General features: G+C 65.1%; 26 protein-coding genes and 2 pseudogenes. 2 read left to right on the top strand and 26 right to left on the bottom strand.

Translation table 11 applies throughout. The features are described from left to right. Positions 1 to 47: 47 nt before the first annotated feature. The 25 genes and pseudogenes from K369_RS24055 to K369_RS23950 all read right to left on the bottom strand — a co-directional run bounded on the left by K369_RS24055 (position 48) and on the right by K369_RS23950 (position 18514). Complete coding sequence (locus tag K369_RS24055) at positions 48 to 245, bottom strand: hypothetical protein (RefSeq protein ID WP_036296840.1); 198 nt, start codon at positions 243 to 245, stop codon at positions 48 to 50. Between the two features lie 59 nt (positions 246 to 304). Then, positions 305 to 763, bottom strand: a complete 459-nt coding sequence (locus tag K369_RS24050) for a M15 family metallopeptidase (protein ID WP_051949595.1) — start codon at positions 761 to 763, stop codon at positions 305 to 307. Positions 764 to 804: 41 nt separating this feature from the next. Further along, positions 805 to 1329: a DUF4376 domain-containing protein gene (locus K369_RS25035; RefSeq protein ID WP_051949594.1), complete on the bottom strand. Its 525-nt coding sequence runs from the start codon at positions 1327 to 1329 to the stop codon at positions 805 to 807. Between the two features lie 16 nt (positions 1330 to 1345). Beyond that, positions 1346 to 2755: a DUF2793 domain-containing protein gene (locus K369_RS25030; protein ID WP_051949593.1), complete on the bottom strand. Its 1410-nt coding sequence runs from the start codon at positions 2753 to 2755 to the stop codon at positions 1346 to 1348. A 6-nt stretch (positions 2756 to 2761) separates the two neighbouring features. After that, the gene (locus K369_RS24035) at positions 2762 to 6628 is read right to left on the bottom strand and encodes a glycoside hydrolase/phage tail family protein (protein WP_036296837.1); all 3867 of its coding nucleotides are present in this window, start codon (positions 6626 to 6628) and stop codon (positions 2762 to 2764) included. Positions 6629 to 6643: 15 nt separating this feature from the next. Further along, positions 6644 to 7081, bottom strand: a complete 438-nt coding sequence (locus K369_RS24030; protein WP_036296834.1) for an NlpC/P60 family protein — start codon at positions 7079 to 7081, stop codon at positions 6644 to 6646. Next, entirely contained in the window at positions 7078 to 7968 is an 891-nt protein-coding gene (locus tag K369_RS24025; protein WP_036296832.1) for a DUF2163 domain-containing protein, read from the bottom strand. Before K369_RS24025 ends, K369_RS24030 begins: the two co-directional genes overlap by 4 nt. A gap of 15 nt (positions 7969 to 7983) precedes the next feature. Then, positions 7984 to 8622, bottom strand: coding sequence for a DUF2460 domain-containing protein (locus K369_RS24020; protein WP_036296931.1), 639 nt, complete (start codon positions 8620 to 8622; stop codon positions 7984 to 7986). A gap of 10 nt (positions 8623 to 8632) precedes the next feature. Continuing rightward, the gene (locus K369_RS24015) at positions 8633 to 9205 is read right to left on the bottom strand and encodes a phage tail tape measure protein (RefSeq protein WP_245278311.1); all 573 of its coding nucleotides are present in this window, start codon (positions 9203 to 9205) and stop codon (positions 8633 to 8635) included. Positions 9206 to 9216: 11 nt separating this feature from the next. Next, positions 9217 to 9420 (bottom strand): rcc01693 family protein, encoded by a 204-nt coding sequence (locus K369_RS25845; protein ID WP_256381009.1) that lies wholly within the window; start codon positions 9418 to 9420, stop codon positions 9217 to 9219. After that, the gene (locus tag K369_RS24010; RefSeq protein WP_036296827.1) at positions 9417 to 9767 is read right to left on the bottom strand and encodes a gene transfer agent family protein; all 351 of its coding nucleotides are present in this window, start codon (positions 9765 to 9767) and stop codon (positions 9417 to 9419) included. Before K369_RS24010 ends, K369_RS25845 begins: the two co-directional genes overlap by 4 nt. A gap of 10 nt (positions 9768 to 9777) precedes the next feature. Then, positions 9778 to 10188, bottom strand: a complete 411-nt coding sequence (locus K369_RS24005) for a phage major tail protein, TP901-1 family (RefSeq protein ID WP_036296824.1) — start codon at positions 10186 to 10188, stop codon at positions 9778 to 9780. 25 nt (positions 10189 to 10213) lie between these two features. Further along, complete coding sequence (locus tag K369_RS24000) at positions 10214 to 10624, bottom strand: DUF3168 domain-containing protein (RefSeq protein ID WP_036296821.1); 411 nt, start codon at positions 10622 to 10624, stop codon at positions 10214 to 10216. A 10-nt stretch (positions 10625 to 10634) separates the two neighbouring features. Next, positions 10635 to 10961, bottom strand: coding sequence for a head-tail adaptor protein (locus K369_RS23995; RefSeq protein WP_036296818.1), 327 nt, complete (start codon positions 10959 to 10961; stop codon positions 10635 to 10637). Next, positions 10958 to 11539, bottom strand: coding sequence for a head-tail connector protein (locus tag K369_RS23990; RefSeq protein WP_036296929.1), 582 nt, complete (start codon positions 11537 to 11539; stop codon positions 10958 to 10960). Before K369_RS23990 ends, K369_RS23995 begins: the two co-directional genes overlap by 4 nt. 86 nt (positions 11540 to 11625) lie before the next feature. Then, on the bottom strand, positions 11626 to 12855 hold the full coding sequence (locus K369_RS23985) for a phage major capsid protein (protein WP_036296816.1): 1230 nt from the start codon (positions 12853 to 12855) through the stop codon (positions 11626 to 11628). 123 nt (positions 12856 to 12978) lie between these two features. Further along, positions 12979 to 13551 carry an HK97 family phage prohead protease gene (locus tag K369_RS23980; protein ID WP_371033332.1) on the bottom strand — a complete coding sequence of 191 codons (573 nt, stop codon included), beginning with the start codon at positions 13549 to 13551 and terminating at the stop codon, positions 12979 to 12981. 44 nt (positions 13552 to 13595) lie between these two features. Next, the gene (locus tag K369_RS26850; RefSeq protein WP_156968061.1) at positions 13596 to 13769 is read right to left on the bottom strand and encodes a hypothetical protein; all 174 of its coding nucleotides are present in this window, start codon (positions 13767 to 13769) and stop codon (positions 13596 to 13598) included. Then, positions 13770 to 13955 carry a hypothetical protein gene (locus tag K369_RS23975; RefSeq protein WP_036296811.1) on the bottom strand — a complete coding sequence of 62 codons (186 nt, stop codon included), beginning with the start codon at positions 13953 to 13955 and terminating at the stop codon, positions 13770 to 13772. It lies immediately after the preceding gene. Positions 13956 to 14092: 137 nt separating this feature from the next. Next, positions 14093 to 14515 (bottom strand): annotated as a pseudogene (locus tag K369_RS26845) (phage portal protein); the annotation flags it as partial. Positions 14516 to 14523: 8 nt separating this feature from the next. Further along, positions 14524 to 14808 (bottom strand): hypothetical protein, encoded by a 285-nt coding sequence (locus K369_RS26840; protein ID WP_036296806.1) that lies wholly within the window; start codon positions 14806 to 14808, stop codon positions 14524 to 14526. A gap of 19 nt (positions 14809 to 14827) precedes the next feature. Next, positions 14828 to 15451 carry an RNase A-like domain-containing protein gene (locus K369_RS27880; protein WP_245278314.1) on the bottom strand — a complete coding sequence of 208 codons (624 nt, stop codon included), beginning with the start codon at positions 15449 to 15451 and terminating at the stop codon, positions 14828 to 14830. Next, a pseudogene (locus tag K369_RS27875) lies at positions 15449 to 16597 on the bottom strand (phage portal protein); the annotation flags it as partial. The pseudogene K369_RS27875 and the gene K369_RS27880, both read right to left, overlap by 3 nt. Before the next feature lie 89 nt (positions 16598 to 16686). Further along, entirely contained in the window at positions 16687 to 17985 is a 1299-nt protein-coding gene (locus K369_RS23955) for a DNA-packaging protein (protein WP_051949597.1), read from the bottom strand. Continuing rightward, positions 17969 to 18514 carry a hypothetical protein gene (locus K369_RS23950; protein ID WP_036296802.1) on the bottom strand — a complete coding sequence of 182 codons (546 nt, stop codon included), beginning with the start codon at positions 18512 to 18514 and terminating at the stop codon, positions 17969 to 17971. Before K369_RS23950 ends, K369_RS23955 begins: the two co-directional genes overlap by 17 nt. 259 nt (positions 18515 to 18773) lie before the next feature. Between K369_RS23950 and K369_RS25840 the strand changes: the two genes are divergently transcribed. Beyond that, positions 18774 to 19304: a transposase gene (locus K369_RS25840; protein ID WP_198033212.1), complete on the top strand. Its 531-nt coding sequence runs from the start codon at positions 18774 to 18776 to the stop codon at positions 19302 to 19304. 230 nt (positions 19305 to 19534) lie between these two features. On the opposite strand, the gene K369_RS23940 is transcribed toward K369_RS25840, so the two are convergent. Further along, positions 19535 to 20032 carry a YcgN family cysteine cluster protein gene (locus K369_RS23940; protein WP_036296798.1) on the bottom strand — a complete coding sequence of 166 codons (498 nt, stop codon included), beginning with the start codon at positions 20030 to 20032 and terminating at the stop codon, positions 19535 to 19537. Positions 20033 to 20187: 155 nt separating this feature from the next. On the opposite strand from K369_RS23940, the gene K369_RS23935 reads away from it, so the two are divergent. Then, on the top strand, positions 20188 to 22380 hold the full coding sequence (locus tag K369_RS23935) for a transglycosylase domain-containing protein (protein WP_036296794.1): 2193 nt from the start codon (positions 20188 to 20190) through the stop codon (positions 22378 to 22380). Position 22381 lies beyond the last annotated feature (1 nt).

Here is a 22381-nt window from a genome sequence, read left to right as displayed (position 1 = left end):
ACGAAGTGAGCGGGGCGGCGTCGAACCTCTCCGACGCCGCCCACCCGTCAATCCGACGCTTTTTCGGGCGCGACGATCGCGATCAGCCCGCCGAGCGCCGCCCCCGTCGCCAGCACGCCGTCGCCCAGCGCGCCGGGCGCCAAAGAGTGAACGATCGCGGCCACCACGCCGGTCCCGGCCCAGGTCGAAGGCTCCACGACTCGCGAGCGGAGCCAAGCGTAAGCGGAAGAAAGCGAAAGACCCATAGTCGTCATCCTTTCGTTTCGCCGGGAGACCGCCCGGCGCGGAAATCGATGCGCCGCCCTCACGGATAGAGCGCCCATGGCAGCTGATAATGCGGGCCGTCCCTCAGCGCGCGCCAATCGCCGCCCCATTCGATCGTCACATGCTCCGCCTGCGCCGCCGCCTTCATCGCGCGCGCGATCGGATAGATCTGCGGCCACGACCATTGCGGCCGTCCCTCGATGAGCGGAACGAGATCGACCGCATGTCCGACGAGCCCATGCTGCGGATCCTGCGTCGGCACATGCCGGCAGCGGAAGGGATTCTTCAGCGCCGACGCCCCGCGCGCGATGAGCGCGCGCTCCCGCGCTATGGTCCGCACGCCTTCGAAAACAACGAATCTCTGCTCGCAGCGCGCCGCCGCGACGCGCACGACGCGCACGAGATCGGGATGCACGCCGACCAGCTTCGCCTCGCAGGCTTCACCCAGCACAAAGCCCGCGCCCAGCGCGGAGCGCGCCGGCGCTTTCATATCGACCATATTCAAGTCCTTTCACTCCAGAAAAAGCGCGCCGCGCGGCGTCAGGCCGGCCAGGCCGACTCTATGTCGATCGCCGCGAGCGCTGCGCTGTCCTGCGCGGCGACGATGGCGGCCACGAGCTGCGCCTCACGATCGAAGCAGCTCTGCACATGCGCGCGCACGCTTTGCGCGACGGCGATCAAGGTCGCATGGTCGAATGTGACGAATGCGCCATCCGCCAGCTTCCAATTCACCGCATAATTATTGTCGAGCACGCTGGCCACGACAGCCGCGGTGAGCTTCGCCTGCGTCTTCTCATCGGTCGGCAGGCTCATGCCATTCACCGAGGCTCCCGCCGTCTCGGCGCGCCATCGACGCTCGGCGAGAGCGGCGAGCCGCTTGCTCTTCGCCTCCGCGAGCGTTGGAATCGGAAGAGGCGTCGGCGCATTTCCGGCGCCGAGCCAATCACGATAGCCGAGACTGTCTGCGCTCTGCGCATCGGTCGGAACGAGCGCGCCATCGGCGTCTCGCCGCACCACGTCCTGCAACGGTTCGCCCGCGAAATCGCAAATGATCGAATAGGCCATGTCGCAACTCTCCGTCTCAAATTTCCGCCGACGCCGTGAATGCGCGATCATAGGCTTCGACCGATCCTGCAGCATTGGACGCCATGAAATATCTGAGAGCCGCCTTGCCCATCGAATTGACGCCGTCCATCATGACATTGGTCTGCGAGCCACCGGCCAGCGCCGACAGGGTCGGGATTCCGAACATCGTCACCGGCAACGTCATGACGGTGCCGCCGAATTGCGTGCCCGCACTCGCGGTGAAGAGATGCGAGACCAGCAAGGATTGAAAATAGCGCTGGCACGAGGCCAGCTCCACGCCCGGCGGCCGCCGCTCGAACCTCGTCGCATAGACGCCGGGCTCCAATTGCGGCCGCAGGATCGCGCCGCTGGAGAATTCGACATTGGTCTGCGCATTCGCCGTCAGCCCCGAGACGAGAAGCGGCGCGCTTCGCGCCGCCGCAGCATAAGAGCCAGAGCCGGAAAAGCCCGTTCCCTGCCAGACGCGCGCCTGCGCGGCTCCATCATGCGCCAACACATAATCCCCGCCCTCCATCAGCTGCGCCTCGATCGGCAGAATCAAGGAGCCGGCCGAAATGGAGAGGGTCGTATCGACTCCGCTGGTCGCGAATGTGTAGGTCGCGCCGGAGGAGCCGGCCTTCACGCCGTCATGGCCATATTGCCCGGCCGCGAGCGACACTGTTCCCGACACGGCGCGCTGATTGATCGCAAAAGTCGCATTGCGCAAGCGATTGCGAAACGCCGCCGAAGCGCCGTCGCCAACGCCGTTGGGAAAAGCGACGCGACCCGTCGAGCGATCGACGATCAGCGCCTCGCGCCATGTCGTCCCGTCGGCGGAGACCTTCACATGAAAATTATCGTCGCCGATAAGTCCCGTCTCGGCGCGGCCGGACCAATTGGATTGATAGAGCTGCGACGCCGTGTTGGCGGCGGTCTCCTTCTCGAGCTTGACGCGAAAATCGCCGGCCCCGCCCTCCGCGACTGTCCGCGCGGCGAACAGCGCCGCGTTCGCCTTCACCGAAAACGCATTGGCGGCGTCCGCCGATGTCCCTATGCCGAGCAGCGACAGATTCTCGAGCTCGCGCAACGCGAGCCCCGCATCGATCCAAGCGGAGCCGCTGTAGAGCAGCATGAGCTGCTCGGCCTCCACATAGGCGAGCCAACCCGCCTTCGGCGCGAGAAACGCCCAAGCGCCGCTGAGATACACGGCGATCTTCCGCTCCTTGCCGGCGAAGGCGCCCGCCGCCGTGGCGACGACGAGACAGCGATCGCCGTCGATGGGAGAAACAGGCGGAGAAGCGCGCCGATCGATCACGGAAAGCTGCGTCAGCGCGTCGAGCAGCTGCAGCGCCTCATTATGCGTCACATGCTTCTGCGCCTGCGCCGCATCGATGCAGGGCAGAGCCAAATGAATCGTATCGGTCATGGAAGCTCACTCGATGGGCAGCGTCGCGACGAGCGGAAAGCCGCGTCCGGCGCTGGCGCTGATTTGAAATATCTGCACGGCCAAGCTCGTCTGCGACGCCCCGAAGTCGGCGAGCTCCGCGCTCGCCGAATAGAACGCCGAAGCGCTCGCCACGCTCAGCACGCGCGCGGCGCCGCCAGGAAGCGCGATGACGATGTCATAGGCTTCGCTCTCCTCGCCGAGCGGAATATCGACCGGCTCCCAGGAATCGGCGTCGACGCGCCCGCGCCGAATGAAGGAGACGACGACGCCATCCGCTGTCCGCCGCGCATGCGCATGAGTCGGCGAATAGGGAAGCAGCGATTTGCGCGTCGCCGCGACCTCCAGCTCGACATAGGTCGGATCGTCATAATCACGATCCGCCGGACCGATGCGATAGACGCGCGCCGAATAGATCTCCGCGACATCGACAGCGAGCGGAACGATCGCATCGTCGAGCAGCACGACCGTCGCTCCCGCCGCAACGCTGCGAGACGCCAGCGCATCCTCTCCGCCGATCCCGCGCAGCAGCCGAGACAAACGATATGTCCTCGTCGCGACGAGCTCGGCGCGCGTGAAAACGAAGACCTCCCAGGCGCCGTCGTCGCCGCGGATCGCTATCGAAGAGCGCAGCGCAAAAGCGCTTCCATCATCCACAGAGGCCAGCGCGCCCGAAGCGAGCTTCACTGTCACGCTGGCGCCGCGATCGAAACGTCCGAGCGGTCCTGGAGCGAGCGCATCCAAAGTCTCGCCGACGGTCGCCCGCTTCTCGATCAACCCGACCGACTCGAACGACGCGCCGAGCTTCCGGCGGATGGCCAACGCCCCCGGCCAAGGATCGGCGAAAGCGGCGACATGCGACAATGCGGTCTCGCCATCCTCAGCGATCGCAAGGTCGAGGACAACCACGCGCGGCGGGCCGATCACGCCGGGAGACGCCAAGGCGCGCCAGGCGACGGAGCGCGCGCAAACGTCATAGACGCTCGGATCGAGCGCGCGCGCCTCTATCTCACGCGCCGCGCCATCTGTGATCTGCGTGATCTGCCAATGGCGTCCCGGCGCGCGCGCCAATGAGACGACATCGCCGGCCTCCAAGGTCGCGAGCCCAGGCCGCACAGAAAAACGCGCCGTCTCGCGCCCGGCCCAAATATCCTGCAGCCATACATCGACCAGACGCTGCGCATTGGAGCGAGCGATCATCACCGCCGTCTCAGCTTCGCTGCGCCGCGACGAATAGCCCTCGAGCCGACGCGACAGCACACGGCCCGTGCGATAATCGAATTCCGAATCGCCGAAGGACAGAGCGATCTCATGCGGAAGCTCGCTCTCCTGCGCGCGCCGCAGCTCGATGAGCGTCCCATCCTTGCGCGGAACGAGATCGTTGTCGCCGATCTCGCGCACGCTCTTGGCTCCACGCGAGACGAAGCGCAACGCGCCGCCCGACACCACCGCGTCGAAGCCGAACAGAGACGCGAGCGGATCGATCGCCTCGCGCGGCGACATTGCGCTGTCGAGCACATAGCCATCCACGAAGCCTTCGATCGCCGGCCGCGCGACAAGGAGATCATTCGTCGCGATCGTCGAAGCCAGCGTCGCGACAAGCCCGTCGAGCGGCGCGCCCTCGAGCCGCCCATTGAGCCAATGCCCAGTCTCCCAATTGGCCGAGTCGGCCCACACATCCGAACAGCCGGGAAAGGCCGGAAACGGCCGCGCATCCCAGCACCAAACATGAATGCGAGCCACATCGACCATGCGCCCGCCATAGGCCGTAGACACTGGATTGCGCGCGTCGCCGCCCGCCACCGACGGATCGAAATAGCCGAGCATGGCCTCGAGAAAGCGCGCCTGCATCAGATCATCGCGCCCGCCGCGCGAGAAATAGGGAAGGCCGCCCTCCGACGAATGCGCGTCGGCGAACACATTGGGCGCATTGGCGCCACGATCCACCGCCGGACAACCCGTTTCGACGATCCAGATCGGCTTGCTCTGCGGCGTCCACGCCGTCGATGCGCCGAGCTCCACGCCATCGACGCGCTCGTGATGCGCATTCGACCACCAGCCGAGAAGGTCCTTCACACGGTAGACCCAAGCCTTGCCGAGCGAATCTTCGATCGGCGCGCGCGTCTGCGTGAGCCGATCCGCGTCGCTCGCATAGAACCAATCGAATCCTTCGCCAGAGCCGACGCGCGACGTCAGATAATCGAGGTCGTAGACGTTCCCCGCACTCTGCGCATCGAGATGATCTACGCCGTCGCGCCAGTCGGAAAGCGGCCAATACACGTCGATCCCGATGAAATCGATCGACGACGCTCCCCACAGGGCGTCGAGCGGAAAACGTAGCTCGCCCGCCACTGGAACATGCGCGCCATAATCCGTCCAATCGGCTGAGTAGCCGACCTTGGTTCCGCTGCGAAGGACGCCTTTCACATCATCCGCGAGAGCGGCCAACGCCGCGACAGCCGGATAGACGCCAGGAGCCGAACGAATGCGCGTGAGCGCCACGAGCTCCGAGCCGATGAGAAAAGCGTCGACGCCGCCCGCCTCCTCGCACAATCCCGCACAATGCAGAATGAAGGCGCGATATTGCGCGAAGAACGCCGCGACTTGCGTCGCCGCCGCGCTGGTTCCATCAACAGTGTCCACACGTCCGGGCGCGGGATCGCAAGTGATGCGCCCGCGCCAGGGAAAGGCGGGCTGCCCAATCTCGCCGTTGCGCGGATCGGGCAGCGCATTGTCCGGCGGCACGTCCATCATCACAAATGGGTAGAACACGACAGAAAGACCGCGCGCCCGCAGATCCGCAATGGCCGCGCGCACGGATGCGTCGCTCGGCGTCCCGCCGAAGGCCGCCCGTCCGTCGATCTGCGAGACCAGCCGCGCGGTTGCGCGCGACAGCCCGGCGACCGACCAATCCGCGGGCCAAAACGGCCCATAGACATAGTCGAACTCGCCGATCGTCTTGAAAGTCGCGTCGACGCGCGGCGCAATAGAGCAATGACCAGCACGCAGATCGTCGCCGAACCAAGCGACGACCAGCGCCACGCTCTCGAGATTGGGACAGAGCGCCTGCAATGCGTCGATCGAAGCCGTCCAGTCGCTCGCCGCCGTCAGCTGATGGCGGTTCTCCGCGCTGGTTTCGCCCGGCGAAAAGAAGTTCAGCTGGAGCGAAGGCTGGTAGCCCGCCTCCGTCGCGCCGGGAATAATATCGACCGCCCGAATCTTCGCGCCCAGCCCCGCCACCGGCCGCGTCACCTCGAAGGTGAATTGCGGAATGCGATTGCCGAATGGCGCGAGCGCCAATTGCTCGAAGACGATATAGGCCAGCCCGCGATAGGCCGGCGCATTCTCCGCCCCCTCCTTGGCGACGATCAGCGCATCGGGAAGCTGCTCCTCATCGCCCTTGTAGATGCGGATTGGGAGCCTCGTCATGTCGAGCTCATTGCCGTCCGCGAATATGCGTCGCACGAAGGCGATCGGCCCCTCGCAGAGACCAATCGCAAAATTCGCATAATAGGAATAGGAGACGCTCACCGTCTGCGACGTTCCGCCGCCGCCCTTGCCGCGATTGCTCGAGCCGCTGTCCAACGACACATTCGTCTGCTCGAGGAAGCGCGTCGCCCAGATCATCTGGCCGCCGATGCGGGCGCGTCCATAGACGCGCGGAATCGCCGCTCCCTCAGTCGACGCCACGCCGTCCATCGCCTTCAACCGCGGCCCTGCCTCATAGCGCGTCCCAGCGCGCGGCTGCAGCGCCGCATCGACGATGGCGCCGCCCGCAGCGCCCAGGACATTACCGAGGACCGAGCCGAGCGGCGCGATCGCCGCGCCCGCGGTCTGCAACAAGAGAGTGGCCATCTCGCCCTCGAAGCTTCAATCCATCACGCCGGGAAAGGCGAATGCGCCCGTCAATTTCTTGCGCCATAAGCCGATCGGCGCCTCGGCCACACACGCGCCGCCATGCGCATGCACCATATGCGTCGCGCTGGTCGCTATGCCGAGATGCTTGGCCGGCGAATGATCGCGGAAGCGAAACAAAAGCACATCGCCCGCGCGAAACGAATTCGTCTCGACGACGGCGAAGTGCCGATGCGCGGCGAGCGCCAAAGTCTCCTCGCCGAGCGCCTCCGCCCAATCCGGCGAGTAGGGCGGCGCCGTCTCCGGCTCCGGCCCCACCACCGCCCGCCACACGCCGCGCACGAGACCGAGACAATCGCAGCCGACATTGATGAGCGACGCCTGATGTCGATAAGGCGTGCCGATCCAGAGCCTCGCCTGGGCGACGATCGCCGCGCGCGCGATCCCGCTCATCGAAAAAAGCTCCCGCCGTCCATGGTCGGCGTTAGCGAGCTCGGATAGGAAATGACGAGATCATTGCCGGGCATATGCGGAAAGCCTCTGAAATTGACGATATTGGAGAATTTCGATCGGCAGCTCGCCGCGCTCTTGTCGCAGCCGGCGACGAGCGCGAGGCCATCGCCCGAAACAATCCCGCCCGCGAGCCGCGACCACAACCCCAGTCTCACATTCCCGTCGGCGTTTCGATGCGATTTCACTGCGACGCGGACCCCTGCATCGGCGCCGCTGGAGACGCTCAAGGAGCCCCCGGTAAAAAAATCATCGTCGAAATCCTCCGCGAGCGCGGCGACGATCGCGTCCTGCGTCACCGCGAGCACGACGCCCGTCGTGTGAAAGGAGGAGGGGGAGAGATCGACCTTGCAACGCGCATCGCCGAGATCGGCGGAGCAGCCCCGCTGATAGCTGTCGCCGCGCGTCTCATCGAAAAGATGCGCGAGCGAGCGCAATTCCGCGCGAAACGCGAATTCGCTGCGCGTCACCTCCCCGATCGTCATGGCGTCGACGAGCAGGCGATTATCCGCATTGCGCCAATCGACGAGCCATATCTCGACGCCAGCGCCGTCATAGCGCCCATTGGCGAGATCGCTTTCGCCGAGCCCGTCCGACTGCAATGCGCCGATCACCTCGCCGCTACCGACCGCCAGCCCGACGCTTCCTTCGATCTGCGTGGCGGAAAGCCCCGTGGCGGCGCAATAGGTCACGCCGCCGAACACGAGATCACGATCATGATCGGTGAATCCCATTACCGCGCCATCCTTGCGAGAGAGACGCCAGCAATTGCACAGAGTGGAGGCGGAAGCGTCGAGAGATTCCTGCATGGCCGACGAAGCCGATCGCATTGCCTTTCCTCCTTCTCAAGGGATAATCTCGATAATCGGGATTTTCGGGATGGCGCCGGCCTCGAAGGAAGACACGTCGATCTCGAGATAGTCCGTGTCGAAGCGCGCGGGCACATCGAAGAGGAAACCCGACGTCACGACTGCGCCGATCGCTGGAGCAGCCGAGGGCGCGAAGGTGACGATTCCGGTCGTCGCATCGACATCGAAATCCGCGCCGCGCGTCTTCTCGATTCCGGCGATGGCTATGCGCACGCTCTCCACCACAGGCTTCGCAATCGCTCGCGCGTAGGGCGCGAATCCGGCGCCATAGGTCTTTTGCAGCTGAAATTGCGCATGGACGCCATCGCCGGCGCCGAGGATCTGGTCGAGCGGCGAAATCGCCCCTGCACGCGCGGAAGAAAAATCCGCGCGGTCGCGCCAGCGAAAGCCGAACAGCCGCCCGCGTCGCTCCTCGAAAAATTCGATGACCGCGGCGAGCTGCGCGAGCGATTTGACTCCATAGCCGGCCTCATAGCGACGACGCGAATTCGCCCATCGCGCATTGCGCGCCTCACGATTGGAGCCGAGCGCGACGATATCCGTCCGTCGCTCCGGGCCGCCCCGTCCATTCAGCGACACATCGAGCGGAAAGCGCGTCTCGTGAAAATCGACCATCGCGCCCTCCTCAAAGATTACGCCGGCCGCGCGCCACCGCCCGCGCCAGCGCCGCAGCAATCTGCCCTTCCGAGCGCCGAAAGCTGTCGACGTCCTGCGCTGCAATATTGACTGTCACCGCCACTGGATCGCCAGCACCCTGCATCGCCACGCCGAGCCGACCATCCGGCCCGCGCGCGAGCGGCATGATCGCCTCGGCGCCGCGCTCGCCCATGAGGCCCACCGCGCCATTCCCGCCAAAGAATGTGGGACTGGCGACGACGCCTCCATCGGCGAACGGCGCCACAGAAACGCCGCCGCCGCTCAATGCGCCGGAGATCAAGGCGCTCAATCCGCTCGTGACGCCCTGTGTCAACGCCTGCGCGCCGGCGTTGACGCCGAGCTTGGCGAGCGAGCGCGCAATGGAGGCGAGAGTGGTATCGAAACTCTTTCCATTCACCGCCGCGCTGGCGAGCCCACTCGACAATGTTTTCGTCGCCGAAGCGGCGACAGAGTTGATGTCCTGCAGCAGCGTCTTGGTCGTCGTCAGATCGAGCGTTTGAAAGGGCAGATCGATCGATGATTGCGCAGCGCTTTCGCTCAATGTCGAATCGCTCACTTTTGGTCTCCGTCGGGAAATGCGCGCATCAATGCGGCCAGAGCGTCTCGTGATGGCGCTCTCGTCGCGCGGCCGTAGAGGCCTTCCGCGGCGCAAGCCAATTCGCGTGGCGTCATCGACCAGAAGTCGCGTGGCGAAAGACGAAGAACGCCGAGGCCGAAGGCCATCGCCCGCGCCCATGGGAAAGGCTCCGGCCTCACCCGCTCGCGCTCCGCCGCGGTGGAGGGTTTGCGCTGTCGCCGTCGCCGAAGGTCGCCGCCAGCAGATCGGCGGCGATCTTCACATAGTCGCCGAGCCCTCCCGCGACGGTCATGCGCGCGACCTCATCGTCGTTCTTTTCATATCCGCCGCCGCGCAATCCGCATCCGATAATGCGGATGAGATCGCGCGCCGATAGGCGCCGTCCCTCGAAGCGCTCGGCGAGCGCGACGAGATCGCTCACGCCATGCGCGCTCTCGAGCTCGGCGAGCGCGCCGAGCGTGAGACAGAGCCGATAGCTCTCGCCGTCGAGCGTCGCCTGAATTTCTCCCCGCTTATGATTGGCCATGACGATCGCCTCACCCCGCCGTGAACGAAACCGCGCTCGCCGATTCGAGCGCTATGTCGAACGTCATCTCGGCATTGTGCTCGCCGCGATAATCGAGGCTGGTGATTTGGAACACGCCGGCAATTATTCCGAACGACGGAACCATGATTCGCCATTCACGCAGCAAGCCGTCGAAGAAGAGCTGGCGAATGAGCGCATCCGACGCCTGATCCTTGAATATTCCGGATCCCGCGAGGCTCGCGCGCTTCACGCCGGCGCCGTCGAGCAATTCCCGCCACCGACCTGCAGATTCGGCGTCGGTGACGTCGACGGTGTCCGCGTTGAGCGACAGACGCCGCGTGCGCAAGCCGGCGACCGAAACAAAGCTTCCGCTCCCATCGTCGAGCTTCAACAGCAGGTCTTTTCCTTTTTGCGCTGACATGTGAAGGCTCCTGAATTTGCTGCGATCATCGTGCTTCCGTCGTCGCGCGAAAGCGCAGATCGACGCGGGCGAAGCGGCCATTCTGCTCGCGCCGCGTCTCGCTCCCCTGATGGCGCAGATCGATGAGGACGTGCCCCTCGAGAGCGAGCGGCGCCTCGTCGAGAAGCGCGACGATCCTGTCGCCGAGAGTCAACGCTTCGGCGGTCCCACGTTCGATCGATACGACCGTGATCGTGAGGAGCTGCTCGGCGCCGCGGCTGTCCGAAGTGGACCAGTCGCGCAGCCTCGCCTCGGACAGCAGCACGTAGGGCGCCGCGGCGCCGCGCGGCGCCTCGTCGTAGATTTTCGCGGCGCCGAGCGCAGCGACGAGAGCGGAATCCGCCGAGAGCCGCACCCGTATCGCTTTGCGCAGAGCAATGATCGGCGAATTGGTCATTTGCGACGTCTCATGCGATCTCCTCACAATGGCAGAGTAGAAAGCGGCGCCGACCGTCCGGGTCATAGGCGGAAATGACGCGCAGCCGCCGCTGGCCATCGACGAGGCGCATCTCGCTCGTCACATCGCCGCGCCATCGCGCTTGCGCGATCCATTGGATCGCGAGCTCCTGCCGTTGCTCGACGAAGCGCGCGTCCGCGGAGAGCGGGATCAGCTTCACCCAAATGTCGCCGAGCGTGACATAGACTCGCATCATCCCGCCGCTGTCGTCCGGCGTGTCCACGGGCGCCTCGAGAGTCATGCGCAGACGCATCTCGCCGATTTTCGGCGCGCTCATGTCAAACGCTCGCGCCGAAATGGCTTCGCCAAAGCCACGGCGATTGTCGGCAATGGCGCCCCGGCGTCGCCCACATCGCCACGATTTTCATGCCAATGCGCAACCAGCGCGAGGATGGCGCGACGCAGCGGCTCCGGCGTGTCGATGGCGCTGTCGCCATATCCGGTGACGAGGTCGATCTCGATTCCGTCGCATGCGCGGCCAGGCTCGGGCGGCGACGAGATGAAAGCGAGACGTCCGGCGTCGCGCGTGGGCGGCGCGCGGTAGGCCGCGCTCGCGAGCGTCTGAGCGGCGTCGGCGGAGTCATAGACGCGGATGGCCGAAAGGCTACGGAACGGGGAGAACGGAATGGCGAGCGTTCCGCGTCGCAATGTCTGCGCGGGCCAGGCGTCCAGCCACATACGCCAGCTCTGCGTGACGAAGAAGCGGCGCGTGTAGGATTCGAGGGTCAGTCGCGCGGAAGCGATCAAAGCCGCCAGCAACGGATCCTCATCGCTAGAGTCGAGGCGCAACCAGGCCTTCGCCTCATCGAGCGAAACCGGCTCCAGGGCCGGCGCTGTCAGAAGATTCGGGATCATTTGGTCTGTCCATCTGTGAATGACGAGCGCATTTCGCCGTTGCGAGCGGCGCGGTCGCGCGCCGCTCGCGTTTCCCGCCACTCACATCATGCGGCGGCGAATTTCAGCAGCTTGATCGCCTCGAAATCCTGAACGCCGCCGCCGACGCGCTTGGTCGTGTAGAAGAGCACGTAAGGCTTCGCCGAATAAGGATCACGCAGCACGCGCACGCCGAGCCGATCGACCACGAGATAGCCGCGCGCGAAATCGCCGAAAGCGAGGGAAAGACTATCGGCGCCCATATTGGGCATGTCCTCCGCCTCCACCACGGGGAAGTTCAGCAGAGACGCCGGCTGATCGAGACTGGCGGGCGGAGACCACAAATATTCGCCAGTGGTGGATTTGAATTTGCGGATGGCCGATTGCGTCTGCCGATTGAGCACGAATTTGGCGTTCTGCCGATAGCCCGCGCGCAGAGCATAGACGAGATTGAACAGAGCGTCTGAAGGATTGCTCGCCGCAAATCCGCCGGCGACGCCGGTCGCGACATAGCCGATATTGCCCCAGCTCCAGCTGGCGTCCGCGACCGTCGCATAGGCGAGGAATCCTTTGGGCTTGTCGGTTCCATTGCCGCTCACGAAGGCCGCGCCTTCCTGCTCGGCGAAGACGGTCTGCACCTCCTCGGCGATCCATTGCTCGACGTCGATCGCGGAATCGTCGAGCAACGTTTGCGTCGCCGCCGGCATTGCGTAGAGCTCCATCGCCGGAAAATTGAGATCGACGATCTGCTGGCTGCTGGTCTGCGTTCGCGGATCGGCTTCCGCCGCCCATCCGGCGGCCGGTCCTTGCGTGGAATAGGCTTTGCGCAAAGAATGTGTGGAGATTTCACGCACGCTGGCGATGGCGCGAATGGGCGACAAATGCGCCAAGCGACGCAATATCTCCTGTTCCGCCGGCGTGGGCACGAGATATCCGCCGTCCGGGCCGGAGCCGGCGGACAGCGCCTTGGATTCGAGGGCCTTCAGCCCCGCGGATTCGCCGCTGCGCATATAGAGCGAAAACGCCGATTTGTGCTCGCGCGCAGGCGCATCGTCGCCCGGCGCGGACGAAAGTCGCGGCCGCGCGAGATCGAGCGCGACGCGGTCGACGCGGCGCTTCGTTTCGTCGATGGCGCGGTCGATGCGCTGCAGCTTCTCCTCGGTGAGCGCATCGACGCCCATGCGCGTCTCGATCTGCTCGAGGCGCTCTTCATTCGTATCCTTGAACGCCGTGAAGGCGCGGTGAAGATCAGCGAGCGCTTCCTCGCCGGAGAGCGTCTTGGTTTCGAGAGACGACATTAGCGGCAACCTCTTTTTTCCACATGAAGGCGCACGAATTCGCCGCGCGGGATGCGCGCGCGTTCGGAGGCCAGGTGAATTGGGAAGATCATCGTCGCGCGCGGCGCTAGCCGCGAGCGCGCGTCACTGCGAGGCAGAGAGCTGCTGTAGCTTCGCCTCGAATCGTGTCGCGGCGAGCTGCATGCGAAGCCGCGCGAGCTTTTGTCCGAGCTGAGCCGCCGCGTGACGCGGCGTTGTCGCCAACGTGGGAATCACGGCGATACGCGCCTGCGGCAATGCAGGAAAGGTGACGATCGAAATCTCGATGAGATCGAGCTCGAGCAATCGGCGCGCCCCGGTCTTAGGATCGCTCGCGGCGCGAAGCGTGCGAAAGCCGATCGAGAGCCCGTCGAGCGCGCCTGCGCGGATCAACGACAGCGCCTCCCGCGCACGCGCGACAGAAAGATCGAGGCGCCCACGCACATTCAATCCGCGAGCATCCTCGGCGATCTGCGCCCACACGCCGATCGGCTCCTCGGCGCGATGCTGCCACAGCATTTTGACGCTCGCTGCGCCGCGTCGCTGCAAGCTCGCGGCGAAGGCGCCGCGCTCGACGATGTCTCCGCAAGTGTCGCGCACGTCGAACAGACTAGCATAGCCTTCGAATGTTCCATCGGCGCCGATCGCCGCGGGAAGCGGCGCGCGCTTCGTCTCCAAGGGAGGGCTCGCTGTGTGAATGTCTCGTGTCAGCGCTCGCGCCATCAGACTTTCTCCCGCGTCGCGCCGATCGCGGCAGGACCGCCGCCGCGCGGCGGCTCACGTAGGCGCTGCAAGGCGCGCACAAAAGTCTTGAACACGATGTCGGGCGCGAGACGCGGCGGCTTGCGCGGCGCGCGACGTTTCAGAATGCGGAAGGGCAAAGCGGACAGACTCATTTATTCGCTCCCATAGCGGCGGTTGAAGCGCGCGAGCTCGCGCACGAAAGCGTCGAGCCGCTGCATGGAACGGCCGAGCTCACGCAGAGCGCGCAGCGCGAAAGCAGTGGCGGCGCTCGCCCAGAGGAAGAGCGCGAGATGGGCGAGATCGCCGCGCTCGATAATGGAGGTGACGATTTCGGACATAGGAGCGCCTTTCGGACGCGAGAAAGCGCCGGCCGCTCCGACGAGCGGTCGTCGCGGCTGAATTCGTTCGATGCCGCTGGTCGCGAGCTACGCGAGGTCGCGGCTCATCCGCCGCCCGCCCTCCGGCGAGCCCGTGGAAACGCCTTCTGCAAGCGCTGCACGAGCGGTATGATCGTCTGGCGCCAGAAGGCGCGATTGGCTTTCTCGTAATTGCGGAATGTGTTGTCGCCCGGCAGGCCGATCAGCAGCGGCGGCGCGCCGAAGGCGAGCACGATCTCCCGCGCGGCGGAGGCTTTCGTCTCGGAAAAATCCATGTCCTTGGGCGAGAGCGACAGCGCCTTCCAATCGAGCCCGCCTTCCAACAGCAGCGGACGGCCGGCGTTGAACGCGCCGGAGAAATTCTCCTCCAACTCCTGCTTCAGACGCTCGAATTGCGCATCGGTCAGATGTCCGCCTTCATGGCCGCGCTCCAGCTGTTGTTGAACCCTGAAGCCGCGCGGCGAATTTACATCATGTCCACGGGGACGGCCCGTGCGGCGCGCCGTCCGAGCGCTCCATGCGGGGCCGTTCAATCGCCCCGCAGCCGGTGCAGGACTTCTATCAACACGACTCGGTAATCGGCGTCTTTGGCAAAGCCCATTCTGGCGCCCGCACGAAACCAAATGTCGATCAATTCTCGATCGGAAAGCTCCTGACGTAGCAGCCCGTCGATAAATCGCTCCGCGCCCATCTTCTGGCTCTCATCGAGATGACCAATGGCATAGGCCACGTAGTCCTGCCCTTCCGGGATATCTTCCTCGACTTCGAACATGAGCCACTCAGCCAGATCCGAGAATGCTTCAGGAATGTTCATCAATGTTCCCCTTTCGCGCTCATCGGCCCGATCTGCTGTCGACAGGAAAGGCGGTCCGCACCCGATAGCCTCGATCGCTGGTCGGATCGGCATGAAGAACAACTCTGACGCCGAACGTCCATCGAACGACCGGCTTCGACGTTCCGCTCTCCAAGAATGCCTCTTTTCCGGTTCGAAATCCGAATATCCTCTGGAGCGTGACCTCATCGCGTCGTCCTTCGGCGACCGAGTCGACGCGATCCTTGTTCGTCTCTATCACTCGGTTCACGAGGTCATTTGCGGATTCCCGAGTGTCGAACGAGCCGACCGCCGGCTCATAGGCGATCACGCCTATGAATGGTAGACCAATGCTAATTCGCTTGCTCTCCAAAGCAGCGATAAGGTCTACATCTTCTTTGCCGACATGGTCGCGTATAGCGTGACCATAGCCTTCTTCCGCCAGCAGGTCGACGGAGTGTCGAGCGTCATTGCTATCCCCAACCAAGAGGGCGCCCGCATCGTTCACCACCGCGGCGGTCGTGTTCAGCGCCACCTGCGCGAGGTCGCCAGCGCCGCTCGCATCGCCGCGCGTCCATTGCTCGCCCTCGTGCGATCCGGCGGCGACGCGCGGCTGATCTGTCGAATATTTCACGCGCTTTCCCATCGGGCCGTAGCCCGCCGCCTCGCGCTGCTCGTCGACAGTGAGGAAAGCGGCGCTGCCGATGCGGCTCCATTCGAGCGCGCGCTCTTTCGCCAGAGCGTCGATGCGATCTGCGTCATAGTCGAAGCGGAAAGGCGCGAAGCCCGGCTGCGCCCAGGCGTGAAACGCCTTCTGCAAGCGCTGCACGAGCGGAATGATCGTCTGGCGCCAGAAGGCGCGATTGGCCTCCTCGTAATTGCGAAAGGTGTTGTCGCCCGGCAAGCCGATCAGCAATGGCGGCACGCCGAAGGCGAGCGCGATCTCGCGTGCGGCGGAGGCTTTCGTCTCGGAAAAATCCATGTCTTTCGGCGAGAGCGACAGCGCCTTCCAATCCAGCCCGCCTTCCAGCAGCAGCGGGCGGCCGGCGTTGAAGGCGCCGGAAAAATTCTCCTCCAATTCCTGCTTCAAGCGCTCGAACTGCTCATCGGTGAGATGTCCGCCCTCCGGCCCGGCATAGACGAGCGCGCCGGAGGGCCGCGCGCTATTGTCGAGCAGCGCCTTGTTCCAGAAGCTCGCGGCGTTATGCGTGTCGACCGCCGTCTGCGCGGCGGCGAGCGGCGCGAAGCCATAGATATCGTCGAGCGGATTGAACAGGCGAATATGCAGGATCGGCTCTATGCCGCGCCCCTGAATGTCATAGCGCACGCTGTCTCCGGCCACGGAATAGACATAGGCCGAGGGCCAGCCATTGCGTCCCGCGACGACGCTCATCCGATCGGGACGCAGGCAATAGGCCTCGCGCAGGAGCCCATCGACGAAAGCGCCTTCCACATAGGCGTCGCCATAGAGCAGCAGATTGGAGATCAGCGCCTCGAGAAAGGAGACGCTCGTGTCGGAAGGATTGGGGCGCTCGATCAGGTGCAACAGAGGATGCTCGGGGGTCTCCACGCGACCTTCATAAGCGAGCCAGGGCACGGAGGCGGCGCCTTCCGCCACCATGCGCACGGCGCGATAGCAGACGGCGTTGCGCTCATAGCCGGCGCGGGTGAGCGCGACATTGTTGCGCGCGGTCCATTGCGGCGCGGCCATGGAATGCAGCGAGAGCATGGCGCGCGAGGATTTGCGCTCCGGCGCGCGTGCGCCGAAGAGGCGGGAGAGAAATGAGGGCATGAGATATCCGTCTGAAATCGAGTGAGCATTGGGCAGGGCGTAGGAAGCAGCAGGCTCGGCGCCGCGCGGCTCGCGATCGCGAAGCGCCCTCACAATCGTCGCATGCGCGGCTCGCTCGCGCGCGGGGCCAGCGCCAGCGCGTGAACGGCCCACACCAGCGCGTCGAGACGATCGGGGCTTCTCCCCGATGACAATCCGTCAGTGGCGAAATCGCACATCTCGTCTTCTAGCGCCGGAAAGGCGCCGACATGACGCACGCGTCCTTGCTCATAGAGCTGCGCGACCGGCGCCGCGCGCAAATATTTGCCGCGTGTCGCGCGGACCTCTCTCACGGCCACGCTCGGGTCGGCCTCGTGAATGACGGCGCGCACCATCTCGCCGCCCTGATTGATCTCGGCGATCAGCGCATCGGCCTCTAGCCGGTGATAGAGCGCGACGCCGGCGCGCGCCCATTGCGCCGGCCGCGCGGCGGCGAGCGTCGCATCCTGCAGCACGTAGACGATTCCACTCGCCATTCCCGCCGCGACGATTCCGCAACGATCGGCGCGCCGACCGGATGACGCAGGCGGATCGATGGCGACGACGATGCGCTCCATCGGCGGCGCCTCGACAATGCGCGCCGCCTCCAGCATATCGCGCGTCCAGAGCGCGTCGGCGCGCTCCTCGACAATCTCGCCGTCGAGCTCCTGGCGCCCCAATCGCGTGCCGGCATATTGCGCGACGACGCTCTCGAGAAAGGATGGCGCGAGATGCGCCGCATTCTGTCGCGTGGTCGCGCGCGTCGTCGCGACGCCGGGCTCGCTCATCAGACGCTTCAGCAGAGGAATAGCGCGCGGCGTGGTGGTGACGATCTGGCGCGGCCAATCTCCCAAGCGCAGCCCGAATTGCAGCATGTCCCAGCTCTCCTGCGCATAGCGCCATTTCGCCAGCTCGTCGCACCAGGCGGCGGAAAATTGCGGGCCGCGCAGGCTCTCGGGATCTTCCGCCGAGAACGTCTGCGCGACGACGCCATTGTCGAAAGTGAGGCGCTTGCGCGACGGCTCCCACAAGGGCCGCTCGCTGCGCGGATGTACGGCGAGAATTCCGGAGACGCCTTCGATCATCACATCGCGCACATGAGCGGCGCTCTCGCCGACGAGCGCGATCGGCGACAAGGGGCGCGTCGCGAACTGCGGCCGGCCGCGCGCTATGGCGCGCACCCATTCGGCGCCGGCGCGCGTCTTGCCGGCACCGCGCCCGCCCAATATCAGCCATACGCGCCAAGGCGCGCCATCCGGCGCGAGCATGGGCGGCCATTGATCCTCGCGCGCGCAAAACTCCCAATCCGCGAGCAATGTCTCGAGCTCGCGCGGGGAAAATCCGTCGATCAGCTCATTCAAGCGGCCCATCGCCGCACATGCGCTCGAGCCGGCGAGCAAGCTCCTCGCGGAGCTCGGCCAATTGGCGGGGAGGCTCGTCGTCGAAAGCGTCTCGGACACGCAAGTCCTCCTCTCGCGCCACGGCGGCGTCGCGATTCATGCGCTTCAGCTCCGCGAGGCTGCGCACAAGGCTCGCGAGCACGCGCGCGCTCGTCTCCATCGTCTTCGGCGCCGCCTTTGCGCCGCATGTGGCGAGGACCGCTTCGGCGCGGACAAATTCGCGCTCCACCGCCTCTTCGAGGCGGGCGATGAGGCTGCGCGAGTCCTTCTGCGTCGGCGGCGCGCCCTGCCGCTCCGACATAGTGGGCGTTTCGGCGCTCTTGCGCTTGATCGGCGACGGCCGCATGGGCCATCCCTCGCTTTTGCGAAAGCTGCAAAAAGCGCGCTCGCTCATGCCGAGCATGGCGCGCACCTCGGCGAGCGGCGTCACGCCCGCGTCATAGAGCAGCTTCGCCTGCGATAGGATGTCGCGCGAGCGCGCATCTGGCTTTAGCGCCATGCATCGGCCTCCTTTGGACGAAAGCGCCGGGCCGCAAATCTTCAGGCTCGCTTTCGACGATCTACGAAATGATCCGTCGGACGCTCTTCCACGCCCGCCAAGCCGTCGCGCTCCACATGAACGAAAAGAGCGAGCCTGAAGGCTCGCGATCCAATTCTCGCTAGCGTTTACGCCGACCGATATCTATTGGTACCGCGCGCGGCCGATGCGCCGGACCGCGAGCCTTCGGGCTCGCACGCCCCCCGAGAGCTATATGCAAATGAGCCGTTCATCTCCGAAAGGCTGGCATTCACGCGGCTATCTGCCTCACTTCGATTCGCCGGAACGGATTCAGCATGTCGTCTTCAGGACAGCGGGCAGTTTGCCGAAGTCTGCGCTGGGCGCCGACATAGACGCACATCTCGATCGTTGCGAAGGTGAGCGGCCTCTAGCCGACCCCATAGTGGCGCAGATCGTGGAAGATACGATCCGCCATTTCGACCATGCGCGGTTTCGTCTCTTCGCCTGGGTGATCATGCCAAATCACGCGCATGTCGTCGTCGAGCCTTTGGCGAATTTTTCACTCGGGGCGACGGTCCGAAGCTGGAAGGCGTTCAGCGCCACGAAAATCAACGAGAGAACCGGCGCTCGCGGCTCTTTCTGGGCGCGCGACTATTTCGATCGCTACATGCGCGACGAAAGCGATCTCCAGCAAACGATCGCCTATGTCGAAAGCAATCCCGTGCGCGCCGGCCTCGCGGTCGAGCCGCGAGATTGGCGCTGGTCGTCGGCGCGATTGCGAGACGACTGAGACGGCTCGCGGTCGATTGCGACGCTAGCGCGACATGGACCGCGAGCCTTCAGGCTCGCTTTCGGTAGGGCTCGACGCTCGCCGATGCACGCGCGATGCTCTAGAAAGAGCGAGCCTGAAGGCTCGCGGTCCCGTCTGCCGCAGTCCCTCGCCCCAAGCGCAATTCTGGAGCATGGGACTTGTCTATTGGACCAGCGTCCCGCTGTCAAGGAATAAAATCACACTCCGCCTCACGCCGCCCGCCCCTTCTTGCGCCGGGGCCAGCGCTTGGGCCATAGCACGATGAAATTGGGGAGATCGTCGGTCTCCACCTCCTGCTCATGGGCGGCCACGCGGCCGCGCACGGAGACGCCGGCCGTGTGGACGCTGGCCGGGTCGCCGGTCAGCAGCGGGTGCCAATCGGGGAGCGGCTTGTCTTCCGCGCGCAGGCGATAGGCGCAGGTCGGCGGCAGCCAGGGGATGCCGGCGAGCGCCTTCACGGTCAGCCGAACGCAGTCGGGCACCTTGGTCTGGCGGCCGGCATAGTCGCGGCAGCGCCCGGTCTCCCCGTCCAAAAGATCGCAGCCGACGCTCGTATGATAGATTTCCCCACTATCTTCATCCTCGAGCTTGACCAGGCAGCAACGTCCGCAGCCGTCGCAGAGCTTTTCCCATTGCGCCCGCGTCAATTCGCTCAAGGGCCTCATCCAGAACGGTTCGACCGCTTCTTTTTCGTCATTCCTCGCCATGCTCTGTCTTCGGCCCTCGTCCTTCGCGCCGCGCGCGCTTTATTCATCCTGCCGGCGATCCCTGCGGGCCGGCCATCGTCAAGGCGGCTCGAGGAGTGCTATCATCCGCCTCCTGGTTCGCATAATCGCCCGGATGGGCCAAGGGAGCGGCGCAATTGCTCGAACCTATTCGATCCTCGCGCTTATACAAGCGGGCCGCAAGGCTTCTGCTGGCGCTCGACGCCTATATCGACTCGAGCCTCTTCGACTCGAGCCGCGGCGCGCGCGAGGCCTATGAGAATTTCTCGGCCTTCATGAACCGCTTCCAGGTGCGCGGCCTGCGGCGGATCGCCGTCGAGATCGGCTGCGAGTCGCTGACGCTGGCGCTCGCGGGGGGCATGGTCGCGCTCGCGCTGTCGGTCTCCGCCATGCGCATGACCAGCGACGATTGGCTGAAGAAGCAGGATCTCTCGATCACTTTTCTGGATCGCTATGGCGCCGTCGCCGGACAGCGCGGCATCAAGCATGACGACGCCGTGCCGCTCGACCAATATCCAGATTATGTCATCAAGGCAGTGCTGGCGACCGAGGACCGGCGCTTCTACGAGCATTTCGGCATAGACATTATCGGCACGGGACGCGCGCTCACGGTGAATGCGCGCTCCTCCGGCGTGGTGCAGGGCGGCTCCTCCATCACGCAGCAACTCGCCAAAAACGTCTTCCTCTCCAATGAGCGCACTCTCACGCGGAAGATCAACGAGGCGTTTCTCGCGCTCTGGCTCGAGGAGCGCCTCACCAAGCAGGAGATTTTGAAGCTCTATCTCGACCGCGTCTATATGGGCGGCGGCGCCTTCGGCATTCAGGCGGCGGCGGAATTCTATTTCGGCAAATCGGTGCGCGACGTCTCGCTGTCCGAGGCCGCCATGCTCGCCGGCCTGTTCAAGGCGCCGACCAAATACGCCCCGCATGTCAACCTCCCCGCAGCGCGCGCGCGCGCCAATGACGTGCTCGACAATCTCGTCGACGCCGGCTTCATGACGCAGAGCCAGATCGTCGCCGCGCAGCGCAATCCGGCGACGCCGGTCGAGCGCAAGCGCGACCAGAGCCCGGATTGGTATCTCGACTTCGCCTTCAAGGAGGCGCAGCGCCTCGCGGAGGCCGGCAAGTTCGGCGACGATCGCGTGCTGACCATCCGCACCGCCCTCGATCCCAATGTGCAGAAGCGCGCCGACGAGGTGGTGGAGGAAAATCTCCGCGAGAGCGGGCGCTCCTATCACGCGAAGCAGAGCGCCTCGGCCTTCATGGATCTCGACGGCGCCGTGCGCGCGCTGGTCGGCGGGCGCGATTATGGCGCCAGCCAGTTCAATCGCGCGACGGAGGCGGCGCGCCAGCCGGGCTCCTCCTTCAAGCCCTATGTCTATCTCACCGCGCTGATGAGCAATAAGTTCAAGCCGACGACGGTGGTGACGGATCGCCCGACCTGCATCGGCAATTATTGCGTCCATAATTACAGCGGCGGCTACGCCGGCTCGCTGCCGCTCTCGCTGGCGCTCGCCAAGTCGCTCAACACCATCGCCATTCAATTGTCGATCGCCATCGGCAATGGCGATTCACACGCCGGCCGCGCGAAAATCATCGACACCTGCCGCAAGCTCGGCATCACCACGCCGCTCGAGGACACGCCTTCGCTGCCCGTCGGGCAGAGCGACGTCATCCTGCTCGAGCATGCGGCCGGCTACGCCGCATTCGCCAATGGCGGCAAGAAGACGACGCCCTATGCGGCCACGGAGGCGCGCAACAGCCGCGGCGACATTCTCTATCAGCATGATCGCGACGCGCCGCCGCAAGAGCAGGTCGTGCCTTTCGAGAAGGTCGCCGAGCTCGACACGATGATGAAGCGCGTGATCGAGGAAGGCACCGGCGGGCGCGCCAATCTCGGCCCCGGAATCGACGTCATCGGCAAGACCGGCACCACCAATGGCTATAAGGACGCATGGTTCTGCGGCTATACCGGCAATATGGGCGGCTGCGTGTGGTATGGAAACGACGACAATGAAGGCATGTCCAATATGACCGGCGGCACGTTGCCGGCGAAGACATGGCACGACATCATGGCCTATGCGCATCAAGGAATCGCCATCAAGCCGATCCGCGGACTCGCCACGCCCGCCACGCTCGCAGCGGCGGCCGCCGCTCAGCCCAAGACGCTCGAGCTCGGCGCGCCTGCGCGTCCCGCGGCGCTCTCGCGCGGCGCCTTGGAGGCGCTCGGACAAATCGAGTCGAAGATGAAGCTCGATGGTCCCGAGCGCCCCGCCGCCGGCTCGCAGCCGCGGACGCGTTCCACCGACAAGCGCGCCGATCGGCGCTGAC

Source organism: Methylosinus sp. PW1 (assembly GCF_000745215.1).
Classification (GTDB): domain Bacteria; phylum Pseudomonadota; class Alphaproteobacteria; order Rhizobiales; family Beijerinckiaceae; genus Methylosinus.
The sequence above is the reverse complement of the archived record's forward strand: the minus strand, read 5'-3'. Positions and strand labels throughout refer to the sequence as shown.